The sequence below is a fragment of the Streptococcus mitis genome (assembly GCF_946190155.1).
Taxonomy (GTDB): domain Bacteria; phylum Bacillota; class Bacilli; order Lactobacillales; family Streptococcaceae; genus Streptococcus; species Streptococcus mitis_CL.
Window position 1 is genome coordinate 209,594 of the sequence record NZ_CAMHZL010000001.1, and the last position, 23,997, is coordinate 233,590.

The window sequence follows — 23,997 nt, forward strand, 5'->3', positions numbered from 1 at the left end:
TTTTTCTCCTATTCTGGGATTTGTTGGGTAATACAGTGGATATTGCCACCACCTAAAAGAATATCTCTGGCTGGAATTCCGACAACTTTACGGTCTGGGAAACACTTACTGAGGATATCTAAGGCTACTTGGTCGTTTTTATCTTGAAACTGTGGAACTAAGACAGACTTGTTGGCAATATAGAAATTGACATAGGAAGCAGCAAGCCTTTCACCTGCGTATCGCTCTTCTTCTCCTTCTTCATAGATGTAGCCTGGCAAATCCTCTTCTGTCACAACTTGACGAACTGCAGGGATAGGCAATTTATGAATGGTGAAGTGACGACCTTTTGCATCTGTTTCCTTTTCTAAAAGCGCTAAATCAGCTGCTGACATGGCATATTGAGGATCGCTTTCGTCGTCCGTCCAAGCCAAGACAAGCTCAGCAGGACCAACAAAGGCTGCAACATTGTCAACGTGTTCATTGGTTTCATCTTGATAAATACCATAAGGAAGCCAGATAACTTTTTCAGCACCAAGGCTCTCTAATAAGGTATACTCGATTTCCTCTTTACTTAGATGAGGATTGCGACCAGGACTAAGCAAGCAACTTTCAGTCACGAGAATGGTTCCTTGACCATCGCTATGTATCGCTCCGCCTTCTAGGACAAAAGGTTTGGCATCATAAACAGGCATTTCCAAGGCCTCAGCAAAACGACTGGCTACTTGGTCATCATCTTCATAATCTTGATAAAGACCATCAACAGCACCACCCCAAGCATTGAAAGACCAGTCTACTGCCAACTTTTCCCTTTTATCATTAAGGAGAATAGTCGGACCAGTATCACGGGCCCAAGCATCATTGGTGGGAATGTCTAGATAAACAACGCTATCTCCAAGGTAGTCTTGTGCTTCGACTAAGTAGTCTTGTTCCACCAAAAGATAGACTTTTTCCCATTCTGCTATGGTTTTGATAATCTGGCTAAAAGCCTTTTTAGCTGCCTTACCTTGAAAAGGCCATGAACCTGGTCGAGTCGGCCATATCATGAGGGTACCATGATGGGGTTCGTACTCTGCTGGCATGCGATAGCCTAATTTTTTGGGACTGTCCATCATGATAATCTCCCTTTAAAGTCTTGATAGCCGAAGGCTTTGACTAAGCTGCAGTAACCCTGATCGTCCATGAGATAAAGACTTGGTAATCCAATACCGTTAAAGGTATTATTTTTGACAAATGAATAAATAGCCATGTCTTCAAAATAAAGTCTGTCTCCGATTTGAACTGGATTTTCAAAGCTATAATCGCCAATCACATCACCCGTCAGACAGGTATTGGAAGAAAGTCTATAGGTATGGTCTTTTTCCTGTGCCTCAAAGCCGTTTCTCAAAGGTGGACGATAGGGCATCTCAAGTACGTCAGGCATATGGCAGGTCGCGGAAGCATCTAAAACCAAGATTTCCATACCATTTTCTACAATATCCAATACTTCAGTTGCTAGATAACCCGCGTTGAGCGCAATGGCTTCACCTGGCTCGATATAAACTTCAAGATTGTAAGTTTCTCGGATTCGCTTAATTTCAGAAATCAGCAAATCTATATCGTAGTCTTCTCTTGTGATGTGATGACCACCACCCATATTGAGCCATTTGACTTGATGTAAGTACGAACCGAACTGAGCTTCTACAGCTTTCAAAGTTGTCTCTAAATCATCCGCTCCCTGCTCGCAAAGGGTGTGAAAATGTAGTCCGTCAACCAAATCCATCAAATCACTCGGAATTTTATCTAGTGTTACACCAAAACGAGAACCTGGTGCACAAGGGTCATAGAGCGCGTGGTCACCCTGTGTTGAACATTGAGGATTGAGACGTAAACCTACACTGATACCAGCCTCACGACAACGAGCTCCATATTTACGCAACTGTCTCTCGGAGTTAAAGACGATATGGTCTGTTAGCTCAAGCAATTCCTCCATGTCCTCATCCTTGAAAGCTGGTGCAAAAACATGGACTTCACCAGGGAACTCTTCTCTAGCTAGCTTGGCCTCATAGAGACCACTTGCAGTCGTACCTGATAGATACTGGCTAATCAAGGGATAGGTTTTGTAGAGAGAATATGCCTTCTGAGCAAGTAAAACCTTGCAACCGGCTTCTTCTTGTACATATTGTAAAATGCGACAGTTGTCTTCTAACTTTGCCAAGTCAATGACGTAAGCTGGTGTTGGTACTTGTTCTAGCTTCATTAGTCCACCATTTGTGGATTTTCAACCACAACCCATGGCAAACCATACTCATTCAAAGCTTCCATGAATGGATCTGGATCCAATTCTTCAAGGTTATAAACTCCAGGCTGTTTCCATGTACCATTCATCACTAATTTTGTCCCAATCATAGCAGGAACACCTGTTGTATAAGAAATGGCTTGTGAACCAACCTCTGCGTAGCACTCCTGATGGTCGCAGACATTGTAGATGTAGATAGTCTTTTCAACACCATCTTTGATCCCTGTAAAGATACATCCGATATTGGTTTTACCTACAGTACGTGGGCCAAGGCTGGCTGGATCTGGAAGCAAGGCTTTCAAGAATTGGATTGGAACAATTTCTTGGCCGTTGAAGTTAATAGAATCTGTACGAAGGAGACCAACGTTTTCAAGACATTTCATGTGCGTTAGATAAGATTGACCAAAAGTCATAAAGAAACGAATCCGTTTGACACCTGGAATGTTCTTGGCCAATGATTCAATTTCTTCATGGTGGAGAAGATACATGTCTTTTTGTCCAACCTGAGGGAAATCGTACTCACGCTTGATAGACATAGCTTCGACTTCGACCCATTTTCCATCTTCCCAGTAAGAACCTGGCGCAGAAACCTCACGGAGATTAATTTCTGGGTTAAAGTTGGTTGCAAATGGATAACCGTGGTCACCACCATTACAGTCTAAAATGTCGATATAATGGATTTCATCAAAATAGTGTTTGAGGGCGTAAGCAGAAAAGACACTAGTCACACCTGGGTCAAAACCAGAACCAAGAAGAGCAGTCAAGCCTGCTTCTTTGAATTTCTCTTGATAAGCCCACTGCCATGAGTAGTCAAAGTAAGCTGTAAAACCAAGTTCCTTACAGCGTTTTTCATAGATAGCACGCCACTCAGGGTCTTCTGTATCCTCAGCCTCGTAGTTGGCAGTATCGATATAGTGGACACCTGTTGCCAAACAAGCATCCATAATGGTTAAATCTTGATATGGTAAAGCTACGTTCAAAACAGCTTCTGGTTTGTAGCTTTCAATCAGGGCAATCACTTCTTCTACCTTGTCAGCATCAAGAGCCGCTGTCTCAATCTTTGTACTTGTTTTACCTTCTAGCTTCGCTTTCAAGTCATCACATTTTGACTTGGTACGGCTAGCAATCATAATCTCTGTAAAGGTTTCGCTATCTTGACAAATCTTTGAAATAGCAACTTGGGCAACGCCCCCACATCCAATAATTAATAAACGACTCATTTTTTTCCTTCCTCTTCTTCTAAAATGTCTTCTACATACTTGGGTAACATAAAGGCTCCCACGTGTAAGTTTGCAGTGTAGTATTCTGTGAAAAGCTGGCGTTTTTTCCAGCCTTCCTTGTCAAAATCTTTGACAGGGTGGTATTTTTTCGATGCAAATCCAAACAACCAATAGCCCGCTGGACTGGTTGGGATATGCGCCTGATAAACCCGGCTGATTGGAAAGGCTTGATTGACCTTGCGGTGCATGCTTCGGCAAGCTGACTCATCTTCGTCAAAGAAAGGACTACCATGCTGATAGATCATGATTCCGTCCTCTTTCAAGGCTCTATAGCTATTGCCGTAAAATTCCTTGGTAAAGAGCCCTTCCGTATGTCCAAATGGATCTGTCGCATCGTTGATGATGATGTCGTAATCATTTTCACAGTTTCTCAAAAATCTCAGTCCATTTTGGTAGTAAATGGTGACACGAGGATCATCAAGACCCGCAGCAAAGTCTGGGAAATACTCACGACAGACTTCAACCAGCATCTCATCCGGTTCCACAATATCGATTTGTTCCAATTCTGGATACAGTGTCAAAACTTGGGCAACACCACCGTCACCACCCCCAATAACCAAGACTTTCTTGGGATTTGGGTGGACAGCCATGGGAACGTGTACGGTCATCTCATTGTAAACAAAATCATCCGCATCTGAAAACAAGACGTGCCCATTTAAAATCAGTATTTTCCCAAAAGCTGGCGTATCCAAGACTTCGATATCCTGCCATTCACTTTTTCCAGCATAGAGTTGCTTGGCAGTTCTCAAGGACAATTTCACATCTGGAGTATGAACTTCAGAAAACCATAAATCCATCTAGTTCTCCTTTCTCTTAATGACGTTGATGTGATTGACCTCTGGATCTTCCGTCCCTTGGAGGGAGCAACCACGTTCCTTTGCAAATTGGATATAGTCTACAATTTCTCGTGTAATACGTTCACCAGGAGCCAAGATAGGAATTCCTGGAGGGTAACACATAACAAATTCTCCACAGACTTGTCCAACAGATTCGTCTAAAGACAAACTTTTTCTCTCTGAATAGAAGGCTTCTTGTGGAGACAGCACTAACTCGGGCTGAATATATTCTCCAGCTATCAAGTCCTTCCCATCTCGTGAATAGAGTCTCTTAATATCAGCTAGAGCACCGACCAAGCGCTCGATGTCTTGGATGCGGTCACCAATCGAAATATAGGCCAAGATATTGCCAATATCACCAAACTCGATCTGAATGTCGTATTCATCGCGCAGGAGGTCATAAACCTCGATACCTGTTAAGCCAATACCCTGAGTGTAAACTGACAGCTTGGTTACATCAAAATCGCAAACCGAGACACCGTCTATTAACTCTTTTGAGTAGGCATAATAGCCACCTATGGCATTGATTTCACGGCGAGCGTACTCGGAGAGCTCAATGACTTTCTCAAAAGACTCTTTACCACGAAGGGCCAAGTTGCGACGTGAAATATCCAAACTAGCCATAAGTAGGTAAGAGGCAGATGTAGACTGGGTCAGGTTGATGATCTGACGAACGTACTCAGGATTCATCTGCGCCCCGATAAGAAGGATGGAGCTTTGGGTTAAACTCCCGCCAGACTTATGCATGGAAACTGCTGCCATATCAGCCCCTGCATCCATAGCAGAAATTGGAAGTTTATCAGTGAAATGCAAATGCGCTCCGTGAGCCTCATCTACTAAAACCATCATGCCAGCTTCATGAGCCATTTCTGTCAACCCCTTTAGGTCTGAACAGATTCCGTAGTAAGTAGGATTGTTAATCAAAATGGCCTTGGCATCTGGATGGTCCTTTATGGCCTGGGCTACTCGGTCATTTTCAAGACCTAAAGCGATACCAATCTTAGGATCTACACTCATCTCGATATAGATGGGAATAGCACCACACAGAACCAGCGCATTGATAGCAGATTTATGGACATTTCGTGGCAGAATAATCTTATCTCCAGCCTTGCAGGTTGACAGAATCATAGTCTGCACCGATGAAGTTGTTCCCCCAATCATGAGAAAGGCATGGGCTGCTCCAAAAGCATCTGCAGCCAGCTCCTCTGCATCTCGAATAATCGAAATGGGATGGCCTAAATTATCCAAGGGTTTCATCGAATTGACATCAATGCCAACACATTTTTCTCCTAGTAGTTCAACAAGTTCTGGATTTCCTCGTCCACGCTTGTGACCTGGAACATCAAAGGGAACAATCCTTTTCTTGCGTAACTTCACCAAGGCCTCATAAATTGGGGCTTGGTTTTGATCTAACTCTTTCAAGACAGACTCCTTTCCATATTTTTAGAACCTTATGAAAACTAAGGAACTAAAGGTTGACTCATGAAAAAAGAGCAGGTTTTCACCTGCTCTGCAATCTTCTGACGTTTTTATGTTTGTTTCTGTTGAGTATGTCTGTTCCTGATGTTTCCTAACTCTCTAGTAGCAAATATTACGTACTTTATTGATCGTTTCACAAGATGACGTGTGCTTTCACCACACTAAAAATTTATGAATTAGGACAAGCGTCCTAACATCAACTTATAAAAGTAGGCTTTTAACCCTATCAATAATGTGGTTTTTCAACCACGCTTCGGCATTCAACCCTGCCTGTCCGTAGGCATTTTTTACTCGGGTTTATATTTGCTAGAAAACATCATCTCATTTTCTAAGCTTTATTACTATATCATACTTCAAACACTCTGTAAAGTACTTTTTTAAAAAAATATCTATTTTTGTTCGGAAAAATAATATTTTATATAGATTTGAATAAGTTGTATAATGTGAAAGCGGATATAAAAAGAACTAGAATCTTCTAGTTCTCGGATTTTGTATTTAACGAATACTATGCTTATTCATCTTTTGTTCAAAGATAGTCGTGATAATCTGACGCAATTCTTCGCGTTCTTTTTCTGGAATCTCACCACTTGTTTGAGCTGCAGCGTAGAGTTCAGGGTGTTCAATTGAAATGCGTTTAATCGTACGTGTCGTAGCATGTTTTCTGACGAAAAATGGGATTCGCTTAATCAAGTCTTGTGGTACTAAAGCAAGAATCTTCTCAGCAGTTTCCTTGTCACTAATCTTAGACGTCGTAAGTCCCTTCTTAATCATTTCCTGTTCTTTTTCTGTAAAATCTTTTAATTCCATTCGATTAGTCCTCCTATTTTTACTAAGTTAAATTATATACCAATCCAGATAAAACTACAAATGGACTGTTTTGAAAATATGTGTAATACTCTAAAGAGTGGTTTCTAGATATTAACGATTAAAATAACTCATCAAAAATATAAATGTCCTAGGATTACTGTCATATCTTACCACTATCAAAGCTTAACCCACTTATCATTATCCATGATGAAAGGCTTAGCCAGTCCGTCACCTGTGTAATCCGCATACTTGGTGCCTAAATACTTGTAACAATCTTCCTTGCTGGCAAATTTAATCGCTTGGTAGGGCTCTTCGAAAGTCAATTTCTCCACAAATAAGAAACCATCATCAGCAGGCACTAAGACTCCAACGTGGCCTACAAATAGATACTCACCATCCAGATTGTCGTGTAAGACTACAGATAGCATTCGAGCTTTATTGTTAAATTGAAACTGGGAGAAGAATGTTTCCATCTTTTCAGCGTGAACCTTGACATCTGTAGTTGCTTCAGTTGGAACTCTCGAAAATAGAATATCAAATTCTTCCTTATCTTGTGAATCAAAGACTTTTCCCTTATCAATCGCATCATTATCTAAGAAAAGCAATTGGTCATTTTTTTCAAGCTTTGGAATGGTGACTGAATTTTTCAAAAGACAATAACTATTGATACGGCAGTTGGTCCCAACGAAATCGCCCTTCTTTTGATTTCAAAGGTTGCTAATTTTTTCAACATCGTATTCGGTGTGAGTAAAGGAAGTGAAATCTCCTGATAAGCCTGTCGAGCCGACAATGGTATTATAATCATTTACAAGATTAAAAAATGCATCAACACTATTTGGATCCAAGTGAGCTGATAAAAGAGATTTGACCTCTTCTGTACTTACCTGATTGTTTAGGTTGGTGTATGAAGCATTCCATGGAACTTTCGCTGAACTGGTTTGCCTTTGATTCGTTCCATCAGAAGTAGTATTTTGTTGTTGACAAGCAACCAAGCCTAAAAACAAGATTGAACAGATTCCTAATGTGGCTAATTTACTTGATTTCTTCATCTCTTTCTCCTTTTACAGGTTTAGTAACTAGCTTTATTATACTATATAAGTTGTAAAATAAACCATAATCTTCATCAACTAGTTTTTATAAAATCACAAACCCTTTTGGAGAAATCACAAGCTTATTCTCAGATTCTTCGCAATTGCTTGCTAGTGCTACTGTTTCTTTTTCTAAAAGATACTCTTCTCTTGATTGGTTAAAGATGGCTTTAAGGCCCCGGCCTTCGTATGTCCATTCCAGAGCTACTACATCTTGTTTGATTTCTTTTAGGCTATACTTGCCTTGCAAAATGATTGCTGACGCGTGTTTTCTAATATTAATCAGCTTCTTCATAAAATTCAGCATATCATTGTTACTTGAGACACGTTCCCAAGGCATACAACGACGACAATCTGGGTCTGGTCCTCCGGTCAAGGATAGCTCGGTTCCATAATAGATGCAGGGTGTTCCTTTTTGTAAAAAGAGAAAGGCTAGGGCTGAATTGACCAGTTGAACGTCTTCATTGGCCGTCCACAAGATTCGTTCTGTATCATGCGAATCCAAGAGATTAAATATAACCTCTGAAATCTGCTGTTTGTAATACATAGATTGGCCATTGATTTCATCGATGAACTGGTCTGTCTTCTTAACAACTCGTAAAAAATAGTCTTTGATGCTATCAGATAAAGGATAATTCATAACCGCATGAAACTCATCGCCATTTAGCCAAGGCTGAGCCTTATGCCAGACTTCTCCTAAAATATAAAGATCAGGCTTTTTAGCTAAAACAGCCTTGCGAAAATCCTTCCAAAACTGATGGTCAATCTCATTAGCCACATCCAAACGCCAAGCATCAATATCAAACTCTCCAATCCAATAAGTCGCAACCGTTAAAAGATAGTCCTTGACCTCTGGATTGGCCGTATTTAGCTTAGGCATATAGTCCTCGAAACCAAAAGCATGATAGGGTAAGTCTCTCTTATTAGCTAGCTTTTCAGTAGTCACTGGGAATTGTTGAATATGGAACCAATCCTTGTAAGCAGACTCCTCACCGTTTTCGATAACATCTTGCCATTGAGGCGATTGTGAACCAATATGGTTAAATACAGCATCCAGCATGATTTTCATACCACGCTGATGCGCTTGCTCGACCAGCTCTCGAAAAGTCTCCTTGTCTCCAAAATGACGGTCAATTTCAAAGTAATCTGTCGTATTGTATTTATGATTGCTCGTAGATTCAAAGATAGGACAAAGATAAAGTCCAGTAATGCCTAAGTCTTGCAAGTAATCCAGATGGTCAATAATCCCCCGTAAATCACCACCAAAGAAATCATCACTCTTAGGTGTGATAGATGAATCCCAGTCTAAAGCCCCCTCTGGGTTTAATTGAGCATTTCCATTAGCAAATCTCTCAGGAAATATCTGATACCATACCGTATCTGAAACCCAGTCAGGAACCTGGCAGGCATCAATCTCATGAAGATAAGGCAACTTAAATCCGTTTCCAATAGCATGAAGATTTTCTAGAGAATTTTCCACACACCCTTTATCACCATACAAAATACTTTGACCTTCTGTATCCTTGAGTTCAAAGAGATACTGGATACGTGCAAAGTAGACGGACACTTCAACCTGCCAATAATCAAATAGGGCAGCCGAAGTTATTTTGGACATTTCTTTTGTATCCTGATAAAACTCCTCCATAAAGATAAAAGGGTCTCCATAGTGCAAGTTGATGCTTTCAATGTCCCCTTTCTTAGTTCGAATCCTAATATGAAGCTTCTTATCCTTATAAAGATAGGCAAACTCCGACTCTGGCCTATGGTAAATGGCACTTAATTCCATCAATTTGTCTCCTTGAGTTCCAATTCAAATTTTACGCAAACGTTTTCATAATTGTGATTCTAGTATACTACTTTCGTATTTTATTTTCAAGGCTTGTCCGTAGATTCTAGTGGTTTGGTTCTATAAATAAAAAAGCAGCCAGTCTTACAACCAACTACTTTTCAAATGATGATTCACAAATGTCTTTCCAGCCACTCTATCTTTTTAAAATCCTTATTGTTATTGTGCTCATTTCGATAAGAATCTTGGGAAGAAGCCTTGTAAATACTTAAAAACTGTTCCAAACTTGGAACGCGAAAAGTGATGTTTTCGAGATGAATCAACTCTATATCCGATTCCGAAACTCCAGCAAAATCAGGTAAAGAATCGATACTTCCGAATTCAACACTCAGACCATCTTTTTTGAATTCATGCTCATGAATATCTATTAAGGCATAGCCTAAGTGTTTCATCACTTTCATTATCTTGTCCCACTCATAAATTCTGAGATGATCAGGTGCTTCCCAACCTCTAGGGTCACCAGGCACATGAATGTCAATGTCAGACGGCCCCCATTCTTCATTTGATCGGTATTCAAAACCCAAAGACCCCATGAGCGTCGGAGTGATTCCGATTTGGTTTAAATGAGAACAAATTGTTCGAAATTCATCAAATAGAGAATTCATTCCTCCTCCAATCGTTGATATAGAACTTAATTTCATTGTGAATAATAAACTAATTTTTACCTTCTACTCTTTCGGTTTTGAAAATACTTCTACTCGCTGAGCTAGGACTGTGATTTCTACAGGTAGGTTATCCGATTTATCGCCGTCAACATCTGACTCCAATTCACTATCTGAAGAGATCTTAATATTACGCGCTCTGATATACTCAATATTATCATTGCCGACAACATCTCCTTTTAATAAATCAGGAATAACGGATAATTTGGAGAATAGAGAAGCATCTTTTAGAATCAAAATGTTGGCATAGCCGTCTTTGTTTTCTTCAAAGATTTTTTTGTCAGCGAAGTAATTTGTCAAGAGAACCAAAACATGGCTAGCTTCACCAACATAATTTCCATTTTCTGTCTCAACCTTAATGTTAAAGACCTGATCTGTCATGACAGACTTCATGGTATTTACAGCATAGGCTAAAATACCGAATTTTGTTTTGTCCTCGATTTCAACATTGTGAATCGCTTCAGGAAGAGAACCGATACTAAAAATATAACCAAAATAATTGTCATTCGCTTTTCCGATATCAATCTTATTTGTTAGATTAAAATCCAGTTCATCAATCGCGCCATCAATGTCTTGATTGATTTCCAACAGTTTCGTAATGAGGTTACCCGTCCCACCTGGGATAATCCCTAACTTAGGAATGTAGTCTCTCTCAGCAATACCCGAAATGACTTCGTTGACAGTCCCATCTCCACCAAACACAACCACTGCATCGTACTGCTCACGAGAAGCTTCCTCAGCAAAATATGTTGCATCCAGCGCCTTTTCGGTAATTTTGGTTTCTACGTGCTCAAAGTATTCTTTTGCTTTATTCTCCAGCTTTTCTTTGTAATCCAAAGCCTTCTCGCCACCAGAAGTAGGATTGATAATTAACATTACCTTTTTCATTAATTTCTCCTTAATTTTAAATAGAAATGTTTACATTTCGTCGTATGCAAGTAAATGTAATCCTATTATACAATGAAAATACAGAAAAGAGAAATATGACGTACTGGAGATTAATATGCTTTTATTCTATTTTCCCATCAAAGTCCCCTCCTAATCAATTCTGACTCTATTACAACACTTTTAGATTTTCTAGATATATTAAAAAAACAGTAACCTTTTATATTACTGCTGACGTTACATTGCAATTATTCACTTAACCCGATTCATTAGTTAAGATTCCAAGTTTATGGGCGACGGTTTGAATTATAAGGTACAAACTAGAAATGAAACCAAGAACCTCGTTATGAGTTTCGATTATTTTTAACATTACTGGATTCATAAAATCTCCTTTCTCATTGACAGAGAGCTTCTTAACTAATAAGCACACCAGTACAACCAGACTAATAACTCCTAGCCTGTCATCGGGAATCGAGTTAAATGAACAATTTACTCTACTAGTATATCAAAAATTGTGATATTTTACAATTTGAAACAGCAACCCTCATCAGGTTGCTGTTCCTACAATGTTACTTCAGTTCCCCCATTTATTATTTCTAGACTAATCAAATAGTCAACTAAACACTACTGCTAGCTTTTAATGTTTCAATTACTTCCTTAAGTGGCCTTTCCTCTAAATATGCACGATAAACTTCATCTACATTCAATTTGATGATATAAACAGGACTCAATTCCAAAGTTTTACCTGTAAACATCTCCATGGTCACTGAACCAAAGTCAAGATCTGTTTCTGACTCAGTTGGCATCACAAAGAAATTTTTCACAACTAGTTCTTCTTGGGAAGCAAGCAAATCTTTATAAGCTAGTTGATACAAGAATTGTTTCGTCACATCTCCAATCCCTGGATTATTGTATAGTCCTTTATCCTCAACTTTTAATAGATAATACTTAGCATCAAAAATCATAAACAGAGGAGACTGAACTGATATGGTATCTGGAATCAAGGTATCACTTTTCTTTTCAATTCCTTTTGAAGTCCATTTAGGTTTCTCAATAATATCTTTCAAGCTTTTTGTGCTATCACCCAGTCCAAGAGACTTGAGTGAATAATCAAGATGATTTTCAAAAGCTACTGCACAAGCTTTCTCCCAAACCACATGGAATGAGTTCGTTCCAAAGAAACTGATATCACTTTTTTCTGATGATGTATCCTTATTATCAACGTAGATATAAAGAGCTTTTAGTAACAATTGGTTTCTAGTATTAAACTCAACAGAAAGTTGCTGCTCGATTCGATAAAGAATATAGTCCTTTTCAGCTAAATCGTCCATCTTCTCCTCTGTCAAAAGAAGTTCTGGTAAGCCTAACAAGTCATGCAAATCAGCATCCTGCAAAGTCTTAGTGGCTTGAGTCAAAATAATTTCATGAAGTTGTTTGATAAAGTGTGTCTCATCATGAATCTTCCGTTGAGTAAGCAACTCTGGATAATAAGGACGATTATTCGAAATAATGGTAAAGGTGTCATTAATAGTTTTATCCCAGTTAATATCCCCATAACCATTGATTTCTAAAATTGTATCCTCAACATTGTACAAACCATACTCAAAATAATCATTCAAGAAATACATAATTAGAGCTAGTTCATTGAAAGAGCTGCTTGAATCATACTCTGAATAAATCAGTATTTCTTGTTCCTTCTGATCAGCTTTCTCAATGACTTGAATAACCTCTTTGAGCTTGATATCGAGTTCTTTTTCCTTATTGATATACTTAGGATAACACTTAAGAACGAAGTTCTGAATCATCACAAGCCCAACATAGGTAAAGACATAGAGCAACTCACTCCCACCAGTAGAAAGTTCCTCCAGTTCAGCATCTTCTTCAAATAAATCTGATAGTTCCTGTTGTTCTTTAGTGTTTTTTACAGTTTTTAAGATACCAAAGGATTTCAAGCGTAGGAGTAATTTTTGAAGTGGTTCTTTATCTAGATTAAATCTAAATTGAAGTTCATGAAAGGTATATCTCTTTTGTTCACGAATAAACACTGACTTCATATAATCTAGTCCTTATCGCTTGAAGCAAAATCATCATATTTTTTTGAGACGCTATGAGCAAAAATCTGTAATCCTTTCGCTTCAAACTCTTTACAGATAACTGAGTATCTGTTTGAATTCTCTACTCCTTGGAAGAAATCTTTCCTCTTCTGCTTAGCAGCATCATCAAAGAGATACATCAAGACCTTGTTCTTGAAGACATCAAGAAACTCGTCATTTAGGATAGACTCATAAGATTTCTTATCTGACTCGGCTGGATTACTAGCATCTGATTTAACCTCAATCTTATACGAATCAAGTTTAATGAAGAATGGACCCATCAACTTATCTTCATTGATTTTGTAGTCTTCAGATAGAACTTCATTGAGAGCCTTACGAAGTGCATTCCATTCATAAGTTTGACTCCCAACATTAAATTTATATCCTTCAATCTCAGCTTCTCCGCCATCCAATTCTAGATACTCAAAATCCCAGCGTCTCTTAAAGGCAGTATCCATAGGGAAAACACCTTGGTCAGCGCTATTCATTGTGGCCCAAATATATAGGTTGTCTGGCAAAGTCAATGTAGCTACTTGATCTTCTGAAACTTTCAGTTCGTTCGCAAGATACTGTCTCAAATCCTCAGAAGTACGAATTGGATATTCACTGACACCATTTGTTCTGTCCAATAATTGGAAAATGTCACCAAAGACTGCTGCAACCTTAGCTCGGTTAATCTCCTCGATTAGCAAAAGATAAGGTTTAGGATTATCTGTTTGAGCACTCTTAAGTGCTTTTACATAAGAACGGATGAATGGCCCAGGGACATATTGATAAGAGATTTCTTCTTTTCCATCCTTATTTATAATAGGAACCGGTTTATAAGTACCAACAAACTGAGAAAAGGTATAATCTGGATGGAAAGTTACCCTCTCATAGTCTTTTTCAGCATTTTCAAGTAAATTGACCATATCTTCACCTAACTTATGACTCTTACCAGTACCAGGTGCACCAAAAAGAACTCTATTTAGAGAAAAAACAGAAGAAAAATTACTTTTATAAACTAATTCAATGTTAGTCACTAGCTCAGAAGTATATAACTTATTAATGTCAACTTCCAATTTTATTACAAACTCAAATTCATTTATTCTCTCTACAACTAACTGAGTAATTTTGGGAAGTGCAAGATTTCTTATCAAAGAATTGAATATTTTTTTATAATCTTCTGTTGGTCTAATATATACACGTTTTTCATCACTGTATAGTTCCAGTTTAATTTCAATTGAATCTTCTAATTTAGAAACATACTCTTCAACCATTTTAAAATAGTCATAATCAATTTCTTTATATTTATTGTATTTCTGACCAACATACTCAATTTTAACAGTTTTTAGATAGTCTAGTAAATCTGCTTTATGTATTTTATATGATGTAAAATCACTAAAGTTTGAGAAAAATGATTTTAGTTGATCTTCATTTCCTTTCGAGCCCACAAATAATTTGGCTTCACCAGCACCAGCGTCAGAATCTAATTTCAATTTTTTACTAACAAAACTGCTTGGGATATTAAACTTCTGTATTTCCATTTCACTCTCCTAATTTTGGATAAGATTTATATATTTGCTTAACAATGGCCATCATAACATCGACTACGATTGAATTTCCAGCTTGTTGGTAAATTGCTGTATCTGACACTACTATTTTAAAACTATCACAGTAACCCATTAATCTCAAACACTCTCTTGGAGTAAGCTTGCGAAGTCGACCTTCAGTAGTTACATAATTATCGACACCTGCACGGTGCATTTTGTGCATTGTAGTTAACAATGGACGAGCAATTTCTAAGTCAGTTTTTGGTTTTGAGTAAAAACCTTTTGTTCCTGAAGACAGAACATATTTTTTAACTTTTTCAGATAAGAAGTATTTATCTAAATCTTCAATCAACTTCTCTTTGTCTTTATTCTCTTCCTCAAATATAAAATCGCCATGCCAGTTGAATTGCTGATTTTTCTTTTGACAAAGTTGAATTTCTCCATCGATCTGTGTGTAGCGTTTCTCTAGGTTCTTATCTGACAGGACAAAATCTACCCCTTTCTTAGCAAGATAGTATTTACCTGATACATTATCCAATAAGAAATCCTGCATAACTTTGGTCAGTTCTTTCTTTTTAGGGAATGAAAATTCCTCAAAATCAAGATCCTTACGGAAACCAACTACAAAAACTCGTTCTCTGTTTTGTGGGATTCCATAATCTCTAGCATTAAGAATTTGAAATTTCCATTCATATCCTAAATCCTCAAAAATTTGAGTCATGGTTTTCCAAGTGCGTCCTTCATCATTACTTAAAATAGCACGAACATTCTCATAAATAAATACTTTAGGTTTTAATTCACTAACCAAACGAGCATATTCATAAAAAAGTGTGCCACGAGTATCTCCAAGTCCTCTTTGTTTACCAACCAAACTAAATGATTGACATGGACTTCCACCAACAAACAAGTCCACATCTTGGTACTTTGTTCCATCTAGAAAAGAGACATTCCAATGAAAACGAGATTCATCAATTTCATAATTTGCGAAGTATGATTTTCTAACATTATTTTGTTTCTCCCTGCCTTCATACAGTTTATCAACATAAGCCTTTTGCTCCTCTAATGTTTGAAGACTGAAAACTTTCTTACGGATACTTTCTGTATTAATTCGCTCATGAAGCATAGAAAGTTCTTCTCGAATTGCTTTAAAATCTTTAGCAAGTTCCTTCAACCTAACTAAACCTATTTCTAGTTTGGGGAATTTATAAATATCCGATAACTTCGGAAGATCATTATTCAACTTAATGCTCAATTTAATTGATTGATAAATTTTATCAGCGTTATCTGTTTCCTTTATATTTTTTAAAGTTAAAATATAAAATTTACGCTGATTTACATTAAGTGAATCACTATCTAATATTTCTGAAGAAAGTTCAATCACCTTTTTAAACTGATTTACTGAAAATGTTCCGATTGATTCTTCAAACTCAATTAAAGATTGAGACACTTTAGACAGCTTATCAATCAACCAACTGTCATCGTCATTATACCTATCAACAACATTTCCAAGTTCTGTTATTTCATCTTTAACATCTTTGATAGTATCAGGGATTTCTTTTGAAAGAATATCGACATCCCCATTATCACAAGCAAATTCAATGGAATATGGAATGCCTAGACGCTCTAAAGCATGTTCTATTGCACCAATTCCACTAAAAGCAGTAGCTAATTTTAACATTTTTACTCTCCAATTATAGATTTACATCTTTAAATTCAACAATTTCTGATACATTACAAGATAAATAATTAGCTATTTTTAGTAAAGTATCTGTAGTTATACAATCATTATTAATCAATTTGGTATAAGTACTTGAACTAATTTTTGCACCTAACCTAAACTGATTTTTTCTGATACCTCTATCAGCAATTGTCTGCCATAAAGGGTTATAGGAAATCTTCACACTATCCTCCAAAGAGTCCTTTTAAAAGTACCTTTCTATTATAACACATAGTATTTATAAAAACCTTACAAATATTTCTTAAAAACAAAAATCATTTAACTCAAGTTGCCATTGACAAATTATATTATTTTTGATACAATTGTGTTGTTTTATAAAACAACACAGGAGTATTATACCATGTTTTCCAAAAAAAATCTCAAAACAAAGAGGATTTCTAAAGGTTTTTCTCAGACTGAAATAGCTGATTTACTCAATATCAATCGATCGTCATACAATAGCTGGGAATCTGGACGTGCCAAACCTAACCAAAAAAATCTAGTTGCACTTGCTGAAATCTTAGATGTTGAAGTATCCTACTTTGAATCTGAGTACAATATTGTCAATAACTATCTTCAGTTATCTCCTGATAATCAAATAAAAGCTGAAGAATATGTTGAAGAATTACTACTTTCACAACAAAGCTCAACAAAAGTCACTCCTCTCTTTTCAGTGCAGGTGCTATCAGATATCCAACTTTCGGCCGGTCTTGGAGAATCTTTATTTGATGAATATGAAACTGAAACCGTCTACTCAGACGAAGAACAGCTTGGATATGATATCGCTACTTGGATTAGTGGTAAGTCTATGGAACCAATCTATCAAGATGGTGAGGTAGCTCTTATTCGTTCCAGTGGATTCGACTATGATGGCGCAGTATATGCTCTATCGTGGAATGATTCAGTCTTTATCAAGAAACTTTATCGTGAAAAAGAGGGTTTTAGAATGGTATCCTTAAATGATAAGTATCCAAATAAGTTTATTCCTTATGAAGATGAGCCACGCATTGTTGGCAAAGTCGTAGGTCACTTTATGCCTGTGATTGGAAGTTAAAAGTATTTTAAATTTTTTTAGAATTGCTTGCTTATGGCTACAAAGAAAATTCTTCTATTTAGATTTTTAGTATTGCTCACTTTGAAAAAGCTATATCTAATTCACAAAAAAATTCACTTCGACTGAGGAGCGAAATATTGTAATTATTCTCTAATTGTCTATACTAAACAGAACAACTACCATACTTAGAAAGAAAAAAACTAATGGAAATTATCGAACATGACTTAGACTGTAACTGCCATCGAAGAAGAGAATGGATTGAAATTGATGGAGTGTTCTATCCTATTGAATTTTCTGTCGAAGATCCTAATACACCACCAATGAGTGAAGAAGAAAAACAAAAGTTATCTGAATTTCTAACAAATTTCAAACGAGAAAGACTGGAATAATTTCAATTGATTTACTTCTCATTATCTCCCTCCAACACTTCCAATTCTATATCCACATTCTCAAGTTCTAAAAATTTAGGTTTCAATTCATGTTGAAACAATAATAACTAATTTTTTATTCTTCGATAGAAAAAATCTTTGTATAGTAATGACTTCGAACCTACTTTTACAAGTCGATATTTTACTTCATTTTCAAACATAACAAACCACACAATTTGATTGTGTCTATTACTACTCTACTCCCCAAAATTTTTAAGTAATATCCAAACGATTACACAGAGGAATCAAAGTTATAGAACTACCTTTCAGCGAGATGTTAAAAAAAGTTGAACTCAACTTTCAAGGTACTAAAAAAACATTGGAATCTAAAATAATTTCAAAGACTTAAAATTTATAAAATGTATACCTTATTTCTACTGTTTTCCAAAGATCAAACATTGCTTGAGTTTAATTAATAAGGGGGGAACGTTTATTCCCGTTTGCCCCTAGTCTATGGAAACAACTCCGTATCCCCTAGGTTTTATGGAAATAGATTGAGAGCCTATAAGGTTAGCACATGAAGACAGTCACCTTGTATTCTCACTCTGATACTTACCCACCCCAATACAAAAAGCCTTGCAATAAAGGCTTTTGTTTATCCCTTTCGTTCAAAGGTTTCTAGGCTTTTACGAGCAGAGCTACACACTCCACATGTGCTGAGAGCTTTCTTCTATACTAATAGACGAAAGGGTGTGAAAATGATTTTTAAATGATACTGTGGAACGGAACAGTAGCCCTAGTATTGACTACTGTCGTTTCTATTCATATTGGCTATTCTAGGACTGAGATGAAAAAATCTATAAATGCTCAGAATAAAATTGAACCCGCAAATCTCCCCAAAACAATGGTGAGTCATGTACTTGTATTATTCCGAAAAAATACACCTCTGGTGCAGTGAGACAAATTGGTGTATCTTATAGTGGCTTCGTAGATGAAAGCTATACTCTACTATCACTCTTTGATGATGTAGAACAAATTGAAAAAGATAATAGACTTCAGACAGCTATTGATGTTGTCAGAGAACAGTTTGGTTTTTTAGCCATACAAAAAGGAACCGTCCTAACTGAAGGTTCCAGAAATATTGAACGCAGTAAACTTATCGGTGGTCATTCCGCGGGTGGATTGGAGGGATTAAAATGAAACAAGAAAAAAATACAGTACAATTTTCAGAAATCCGTAGCAAAGGATGTAATGATATTGAAATGCTTGAAAGATTTTTACATGGAATCGTTGAAACAGCAACTTCAAAACTTCGTCAGAGAAAACTCAAAACAACTGAAATATCGATACGACTAGTACATGCTAAATCTGAAAACCGATTACCATTGGAATTTACATTTAGCATTAAGCCAACAAGCTCATCTGTGATAATCTATACTGAGGTAATCAATCGCTTTAAAGAATGTTACACAGGTGGGGGAATTCAAGGTTTTACGATTCAATTTGATAAAAATACCCTTGCCTCTGCATAGAAAGGATTTGATATGATTGACCGTTCATATTTACCATTTCAATCAGCAAGAGAGTACCAGGATACAAAGATGCAAAAATGGATGGGCTTTTTCCTATCTGAACATGCATCAGCACTCTCTGATGATACAAACAAAGTAACGTACATGTCTGACTTATCACTAGAGAAGAAATTATTACTCCTCAGTCAAGTATACGCCGGGCAGCTACGCACACGCATTCAAGTGATTGAAAAAAACAAGCGTGTTTCCTACACTGGAACAATACCAAGTCTGACCAAAGATTTCATTTTGATAAAAACTACAACAGGTCACATCAATTTGAAATTAAAAGACATTATTAGTATTGAACTTGTCGAGGAGGTGCTCTATGAATCAGCTTGAGTTTCAGCGTAATCACCTACAAATGGACTATTATAGCGAGAGCTACCAAGATTTTGAACGTGACTTCTACCGCTACTCTAACATGAATATTCCATTGACCTTCCTAACTGATGATATCCTAAAAACAATGGCGACTTCACGTAAGAATTACTTTGTCCTCAATAAGGAAAAGTCCAGAGATAACCGCGATCACTTCTTCATATTTGAAGTAAGTACCGTAGATGAGAATCCGCTAATCTATCATTATACATATAAGAAAACTACAATATATTTAGCAGAAAAATAGGAGCAGTTCAATTGACTGTTCCTATTTTTAATATTCATAAAATCTAAAGTCTTTATACTCTTTAACAATGGAGTCGCCAACCAGAACAGACTATACTGACCAGCGACTACCTTAAATTTAATGTTTCAGATTTATTTTCTTATCTCTAATTTCATAAACTACATCTGCTACATTTTCGAGTAATCGTTTATCGTGGGTGATAAACACGATAGTTCCGGTGTACTCCTTCATTAGTATTTCCAAAGCCTCTAAACTTGGTATGTCAAGGAAGTTACTGGGTTCATCCATTATTAGGATGTTATATCTACCTATGAGCATTTTAGCAAGCAACAATTTTATAATTTCTCCACCGCTTAAAACAGATAAACTTTTTCCAATATCGTTCTGTTTGAACCCCATAGATGCTAGCACTGAACGAATTTCTGATATATTGTAGTCACAATCCTTCTGCATAAACTCCATAACATTCTGATTACTGTTGTACTTGTAACCATTCTGTGCAAAGTAACCTATTTTTGCCTTAGGCGAAATAGAAATTCCTTCTTCATGGTTTAAGATCATTTGGATTAAAGTTGTTTTTCCGATTCCATTACCACCAGTTAACGCCACTTTTGCTCCTAACGGAATTTGAAAAGATGCATTTTCAAACAGAGCCTTATCCCCAAATACTTTATTAATTTCTGCACCGACTATAGGGTATGGATTATGGAGCTCCAATGCTTTACTTTGCCTGAAACGAATTCTGCGAATGCCTTCCGGAGCTTCTACTTTTCCTAAGGCCGCAATCCTGTGCTCTAGGGTTTTAGCAGCATTATACATCTTTTTTTCCTTACTTCCTATTGATTTTTGATGAGCTAAACGCCCTCCGTCTTCAGTACTTTTTTTCTTTGAAGAACCTTTTGCCTTCTGTTCTATTTTACGAGCCTGTTTTCGCTTTTCCTCCGCAGCCCTTTCCAATCGGGCACGTTCCGCAATAAATTGTTCGTATTCTGCAGCTTGGCTCTTACGTTCTTCCTCTTTCTGACGAAGATAATCAGAATAGTTTCCCCAATACTCAGTGATTTTGCCATCTTTCAGTTCCCATATTTTATCTACTATTTCATCAAGAAAATAGCGGTCATGGCTAATAACTAACAGTGCACCTGTAAAATATTTTAGCTGTCCTATTAGAAAATCAATTCCTTCACGGTCTAAATGGCTCGTAGGTTCATCCGCTAAAATACCATGAACCTGTGCCGATAAGGCCTGTGCTATTTTAAGCCTTGTTTCTTCACCACCGCTCATAGTCTGTATATTTAATTGCTCAACACCTAGCTTGCCTACAAGTGCAAAATCTTTTTCCTCCTGCAGAGTTACTTCGTCCAACTGGGGAATATAGGCAAGTTCACCCAGACGATTCATTTTACATCCTGGGGGAGTTAATTCTCCTAAAAGTACCCTGAGTAAAGTGCTTTTTCCAGCACCATTTGCTCCTACTAAACCAATACGGTCATAATCATATACTTCTAATTCATTTATATCTAAAACATCGCGTCCTTTGAATTCCACACGAATGTCTTTTGCTTTTAATATTAATTCCATAACATTTCCTCCTGTCTATAATCGCATGCTTTCATTTGCTTGTATGCAGGGAAAACCCTGCGATTTTAGCAGGAAGAGTTACATGAAAATAAGATACATAAATATTCCTCCAATATTGTTTATTTTAAATCTAATTTTCTAACCTCAGTTATCATTTGGCAAACTATAGCAATGCCAATAATTAAAATACCTGATAGTAAAAACCAATGATTTACACCGATTTTATCAGCAAAGAATCCAGAAAGAATTAACCCAATTGGCATAGCAAGTGACATGATACTTCCGATCAAAGAAAATACACGTCCTAAATATTCAGGCTTAATTTTCTCCTGAAAAAGAGCTGTTTGCACACCGCTATAAAATGGCACCGAAAGCCCCATTATTGCACAGCAAACTACGAATATTACAAATCCATTTGGAGGAAGTATTCCCGAAACGGCTAAACTGGTCCCCATTATAAAAAATGAACTTGTTATTAGTAATACATGCTTTTCGAAGCCCCCTAATCTTCCTAATAATAAGCCTCCTGCTAGCATCCCAAATGCAAAGGAAATTTCCGTAATAGAAATATGCACAGGCGTTCCATTAAAGTGTTCCATGCTTATTAAAGGAAATAGTGCATTGATTGGCATATAAACAAAAGTATATAGTGTTCCTAAGAGTAATAAGGCAAACAATCCTTTGTTTTGTCTCAGAACCACAACTCCTTCTTTCATCTCCCTTATGAAATTTGGTTCTAAACTTTGCACTTGATTACCCAGCTTAGGTATACGTACAATTGCTACCGTAATAGATGCAATCACAGCACCCAATACGTCGATGGCAATAATAGCATTTAAATCCCAAACGGAGTATAAGAGTGCTGCAACTGCCGGACTAACAATATAGCTTATAGACTGCAAAGACTGACTATAGCCTGCGCATTTCGTTAGCTGTTCTTCTGGTACTAAAAGTGGTGTAACCGCATTGAGTGCTGGGGTATGAAAAGCTGTTCCAATGCTACGGATAAACAATACTATCATAATCATCCAGACAGGTAGCTCCATACAGAATGCAACAATAGCAAGCACTGCACCAGCTGCTGCGATAATTAAATCGGCACCAATCATTATCTTCTTCCTATCATGACGATCCACTAGCACACCAATGGCAGGTCCCAAAATCGCATAGGGTAAAAAACCTACTAATGAAGCCATAGACAAGACCATCGCAGATCCTGTTTTTTCTGTAAGGTAAAAAATAATCGCCATTTGCAGGATGGCACTAGTGATTAATGATACTGCTTGCCCTGCCCATATTGCATAAAATTTTCGTTTCCAATTGTTGTATTTTTCCATTTATATTATCTCCTGCATATTATTTTGCTTGAATTTCTATTTTGAATAGCATTCTAGGCAATAAAAAATGCAGGCCAAACCCCACAATGTGGCTTTTGGTCTGCATACATACAATTTGGAAACATTCATATTAAAGACATAGTTAAATAAAGGTATAGTTAAATAACCAATATCCTCACCGTAACTAATGAATGCTCAATATCGTATAAATAAGCACAACAAAAAAGCCTATCATCGGGTATAGATTCTGCTTTTTTTATTGCCAGCTTATCTTAAACGCATTGAGGCTGTCATAGTTTCGGTTCCTCCTACATCTTTGTTTATATCAATTTATAGTATAACACAACAAGATGATATGTTCAATATAAAAGTTATGGAATGAGACTCATACTTCCAATTCGATGCCAGATTTAAAGGATATGACGAAGTTTTCTTCATAGACTGTAACGCTCTGGATTATCTTCCTTAGTAGCAAGCGATTAGCTTTCACAAAATCTTCTGTTTGTAGTTTTAAAAATTCATCAGGATTTTCTAACTCAACCTCAAAATATTTCATTTTACATTCCCTCATTTCATTTATTGATAAATTGAGTTTGCAAAAAAGAGTGGACATTCGGTAAAATGAAGTATTGCTTTCAACAGATTTCCTTCAACTACACTTCACTTGATTCAAACAAGGTGGGTACATTTCTATTCCCACAAACTCCTTGTCAATGGAAACAAACACGTACCCACAGGGTAAATGGAAATAGAAACTGATAATTTCTAGCTATCACTTCTACTCATTCCAAAAATTTTCTCACTCTGATACTTACCCACCATAAAGCAAAAAGCCTTGCAATCAAGGCTTTCATTATCCCTTTCGTTCAAAGGTTTCTAAGCTTTTACGAGCAGAGCGACACACTCAGCGGTTCGCTATCTCCGTTCTGTCTGCGTGCTAGCACTTGTCAATCACGGACAGCTATCGCATGGGCGG

General features: G+C 37.0%; 22 protein-coding genes and 1 pseudogene. 6 read left to right on the plus strand and 17 right to left on the minus strand.

The genetic code is table 11. The annotated features are described in order from the left end of the window. Window positions 1-8: 8 nt before the first annotated feature. The 14 genes and pseudogenes from aguA to N8O80_RS01040 all read right to left on the minus strand — a co-directional run bounded on the left by aguA (window position 9) and on the right by N8O80_RS01040 (window position 16,666). On the minus strand, window positions 9-1,094 hold the full coding sequence (aguA, locus tag N8O80_RS00975) for an agmatine deiminase (RefSeq protein ID WP_261026369.1): 1,086 nt from the start codon (window positions 1,092-1,094) through the stop codon (window positions 9-11). After that, window positions 1,091-2,218, minus strand: coding sequence for a carboxynorspermidine decarboxylase (gene nspC, locus N8O80_RS00980; RefSeq protein ID WP_261026372.1), 1,128 nt, complete (start codon window positions 2,216-2,218; stop codon window positions 1,091-1,093). The genes aguA and nspC overlap by 4 nt, the downstream gene beginning before the upstream one ends. Beyond that, a complete protein-coding gene (locus N8O80_RS00985) occupies window positions 2,218-3,477 on the minus strand; it encodes a saccharopine dehydrogenase family protein (RefSeq protein WP_261026373.1) in 1,260 nt (419 codons plus the stop codon). Before N8O80_RS00985 ends, nspC begins: the two co-directional genes overlap by 1 nt. Further along, window positions 3,474-4,334 (minus strand): polyamine aminopropyltransferase, encoded by an 861-nt coding sequence (speE, locus tag N8O80_RS00990; RefSeq protein ID WP_000366726.1) that lies wholly within the window; start codon window positions 4,332-4,334, stop codon window positions 3,474-3,476. Before speE ends, N8O80_RS00985 begins: the two co-directional genes overlap by 4 nt. Next, window positions 4,335-5,795, minus strand: a complete 1,461-nt coding sequence (locus tag N8O80_RS00995; protein WP_261026379.1) for an aminotransferase class I/II-fold pyridoxal phosphate-dependent enzyme — start codon at window positions 5,793-5,795, stop codon at window positions 4,335-4,337. It abuts the gene before it with no gap. A gap of 552 nt (window positions 5,796-6,347) precedes the next feature. Beyond that, the gene (locus tag N8O80_RS01000; protein ID WP_020901364.1) at window positions 6,348-6,659 is read right to left on the minus strand and encodes a hypothetical protein; all 312 of its coding nucleotides are present in this window, start codon (window positions 6,657-6,659) and stop codon (window positions 6,348-6,350) included. 176 nt (window positions 6,660-6,835) lie between these two features. After that, window positions 6,836-7,708: pseudogene (locus N8O80_RS01005) on the minus strand (DUF4300 family protein). An 85-nt stretch (window positions 7,709-7,793) separates the two neighbouring features. Further along, window positions 7,794-9,533, minus strand: a complete 1,740-nt coding sequence (locus N8O80_RS01010; RefSeq protein ID WP_261026381.1) for a glycoside hydrolase family 13 protein — start codon at window positions 9,531-9,533, stop codon at window positions 7,794-7,796. Window positions 9,534-9,706: 173 nt separating this feature from the next. After that, on the minus strand, window positions 9,707-10,198 hold the full coding sequence (locus N8O80_RS01015; RefSeq protein ID WP_261026383.1) for a phosphoribosylanthranilate isomerase: 492 nt from the start codon (window positions 10,196-10,198) through the stop codon (window positions 9,707-9,709). Window positions 10,199-10,261: 63 nt separating this feature from the next. Continuing rightward, on the minus strand, window positions 10,262-11,143 hold the full coding sequence (locus N8O80_RS01020) for a diacylglycerol/lipid kinase family protein (RefSeq protein WP_261026386.1): 882 nt from the start codon (window positions 11,141-11,143) through the stop codon (window positions 10,262-10,264). Window positions 11,144-11,757: 614 nt separating this feature from the next. Beyond that, window positions 11,758-13,194, minus strand: coding sequence for an LlaJI family restriction endonuclease (locus N8O80_RS01025; RefSeq protein ID WP_061589714.1), 1,437 nt, complete (start codon window positions 13,192-13,194; stop codon window positions 11,758-11,760). Window positions 13,195-13,199: 5 nt separating this feature from the next. After that, window positions 13,200-14,759, minus strand: a complete 1,560-nt coding sequence (locus N8O80_RS01030) for an AAA family ATPase (RefSeq protein ID WP_061589713.1) — start codon at window positions 14,757-14,759, stop codon at window positions 13,200-13,202. Between the two features lies 1 nt (window position 14,760). Then, window positions 14,761-16,443, minus strand: a complete 1,683-nt coding sequence (locus N8O80_RS01035) for a DNA cytosine methyltransferase (RefSeq protein WP_261026392.1) — start codon at window positions 16,441-16,443, stop codon at window positions 14,761-14,763. Window positions 16,444-16,456: 13 nt separating this feature from the next. Beyond that, the gene (locus N8O80_RS01040; protein ID WP_061589711.1) at window positions 16,457-16,666 is read right to left on the minus strand and encodes a helix-turn-helix domain-containing protein; all 210 of its coding nucleotides are present in this window, start codon (window positions 16,664-16,666) and stop codon (window positions 16,457-16,459) included. A 177-nt stretch (window positions 16,667-16,843) separates the two neighbouring features. On the opposite strand from N8O80_RS01040, the gene N8O80_RS01045 reads away from it, so the two are divergent. The 6 genes from N8O80_RS01045 (at window position 16,844) to N8O80_RS01070 (ending at window position 20,103) form a co-directional block, all read left to right on the plus strand. Next, entirely contained in the window at window positions 16,844-17,536 is a 693-nt protein-coding gene (locus N8O80_RS01045) for an XRE family transcriptional regulator (protein ID WP_261026396.1), read from the plus strand. A 203-nt stretch (window positions 17,537-17,739) separates the two neighbouring features. Beyond that, on the plus strand, window positions 17,740-17,925 hold the full coding sequence (locus N8O80_RS01050) for a hypothetical protein (protein WP_061589709.1): 186 nt from the start codon (window positions 17,740-17,742) through the stop codon (window positions 17,923-17,925). 933 nt (window positions 17,926-18,858) lie between these two features. Further along, window positions 18,859-19,104: a hypothetical protein gene (locus N8O80_RS01055; RefSeq protein WP_001813542.1), complete on the plus strand. Its 246-nt coding sequence runs from the start codon at window positions 18,859-18,861 to the stop codon at window positions 19,102-19,104. Then, window positions 19,101-19,436 (plus strand): DinB/UmuC family translesion DNA polymerase, encoded by a 336-nt coding sequence (locus N8O80_RS01060; protein ID WP_000806926.1) that lies wholly within the window; start codon window positions 19,101-19,103, stop codon window positions 19,434-19,436. Before N8O80_RS01055 ends, N8O80_RS01060 begins: the two co-directional genes overlap by 4 nt. Window positions 19,437-19,448: 12 nt before the next feature. After that, window positions 19,449-19,817: a hypothetical protein gene (locus N8O80_RS01065; RefSeq protein ID WP_000567222.1), complete on the plus strand. Its 369-nt coding sequence runs from the start codon at window positions 19,449-19,451 to the stop codon at window positions 19,815-19,817. Further along, complete coding sequence (locus N8O80_RS01070) at window positions 19,804-20,103, plus strand: DUF5960 family protein (RefSeq protein ID WP_001072467.1); 300 nt, start codon at window positions 19,804-19,806, stop codon at window positions 20,101-20,103. Before N8O80_RS01065 ends, N8O80_RS01070 begins: the two co-directional genes overlap by 14 nt. 117 nt (window positions 20,104-20,220) lie before the next feature. Here N8O80_RS01070 and msr(D) read toward each other — a convergent pair whose 3' ends face one another. The 3 genes from msr(D) to N8O80_RS01085 all read right to left on the minus strand — a co-directional run bounded on the left by msr(D) (window position 20,221) and on the right by N8O80_RS01085 (window position 23,577). After that, complete coding sequence (gene msr(D), locus N8O80_RS01075) at window positions 20,221-21,684, minus strand: ABC-F type ribosomal protection protein Msr(D) (protein WP_261026404.1); 1,464 nt, start codon at window positions 21,682-21,684, stop codon at window positions 20,221-20,223. Window positions 21,685-21,803: 119 nt separating this feature from the next. Then, window positions 21,804-23,021, minus strand: coding sequence for a macrolide efflux MFS transporter Mef(A) (gene mef(A), locus N8O80_RS01080; RefSeq protein ID WP_000417519.1), 1,218 nt, complete (start codon window positions 23,019-23,021; stop codon window positions 21,804-21,806). Between the two features lie 385 nt (window positions 23,022-23,406). Next, window positions 23,407-23,577, minus strand: coding sequence for a hypothetical protein (locus N8O80_RS01085; RefSeq protein ID WP_000873143.1), 171 nt, complete (start codon window positions 23,575-23,577; stop codon window positions 23,407-23,409). Window positions 23,578-23,997: the final 420 nt, after the last annotated feature.

What these genes read in the sequence shown, in the direction of transcription:
- speE (WP_000366726.1), bottom strand. Translation starts at nt 4,334, where the DNA reads ATGGATTTATGGTTTTCTGAAGTTCATACTCCAGATGTGAAATTGTCC.
- N8O80_RS01070 (WP_001072467.1), top strand. Translation starts at nt 19,804, where the DNA reads ATGAATCAGCTTGAGTTTCAGCGTAATCACCTACAAATGGACTATTAT.
- N8O80_RS01050 (WP_061589709.1), top strand. Translation starts at nt 17,740, where the DNA reads ATGGAAATTATCGAACATGACTTAGACTGTAACTGCCATCGAAGAAGA.
- N8O80_RS01065 (WP_000567222.1), top strand. Translation starts at nt 19,449, where the DNA reads ATGATTGACCGTTCATATTTACCATTTCAATCAGCAAGAGAGTACCAG.
- N8O80_RS01015 (WP_261026383.1), bottom strand. Translation starts at nt 10,198, where the DNA reads ATGAATTCTCTATTTGATGAATTTCGAACAATTTGTTCTCATTTAAAC.
- N8O80_RS01010 (WP_261026381.1), bottom strand. Translation starts at nt 9,533, where the DNA reads ATGGAATTAAGTGCCATTTACCATAGGCCAGAGTCGGAGTTTGCCTAT.
- nspC (WP_261026372.1), bottom strand. Translation starts at nt 2,218, where the DNA reads ATGAAGCTAGAACAAGTACCAACACCAGCTTACGTCATTGACTTGGCA.
- N8O80_RS00985 (WP_261026373.1), bottom strand. Translation starts at nt 3,477, where the DNA reads ATGAGTCGTTTATTAATTATTGGATGTGGGGGCGTTGCCCAAGTTGCT.
- N8O80_RS01035 (WP_261026392.1), bottom strand. Translation starts at nt 16,443, where the DNA reads ATGTTAAAATTAGCTACTGCTTTTAGTGGAATTGGTGCAATAGAACAT.
- N8O80_RS01000 (WP_020901364.1), bottom strand. Translation starts at nt 6,659, where the DNA reads ATGGAATTAAAAGATTTTACAGAAAAAGAACAGGAAATGATTAAGAAG.
- N8O80_RS01025 (WP_061589714.1), bottom strand. Translation starts at nt 13,194, where the DNA reads ATGAAGTCAGTGTTTATTCGTGAACAAAAGAGATATACCTTTCATGAA.
- N8O80_RS01085 (WP_000873143.1), bottom strand. Translation starts at nt 23,577, where the DNA reads ATGAAATATTTTGAGGTTGAGTTAGAAAATCCTGATGAATTTTTAAAA.
- aguA (WP_261026369.1), bottom strand. Translation starts at nt 1,094, where the DNA reads ATGATGGACAGTCCCAAAAAATTAGGCTATCGCATGCCAGCAGAGTAC.
- N8O80_RS01060 (WP_000806926.1), top strand. Translation starts at nt 19,101, where the DNA reads ATGAAACAAGAAAAAAATACAGTACAATTTTCAGAAATCCGTAGCAAA.
- N8O80_RS01030 (WP_061589713.1), bottom strand. Translation starts at nt 14,759, where the DNA reads ATGGAAATACAGAAGTTTAATATCCCAAGCAGTTTTGTTAGTAAAAAA.
- N8O80_RS01020 (WP_261026386.1), bottom strand. Translation starts at nt 11,143, where the DNA reads ATGAAAAAGGTAATGTTAATTATCAATCCTACTTCTGGTGGCGAGAAG.
- N8O80_RS01045 (WP_261026396.1), top strand. Translation starts at nt 16,844, where the DNA reads ATGTTTTCCAAAAAAAATCTCAAAACAAAGAGGATTTCTAAAGGTTTT.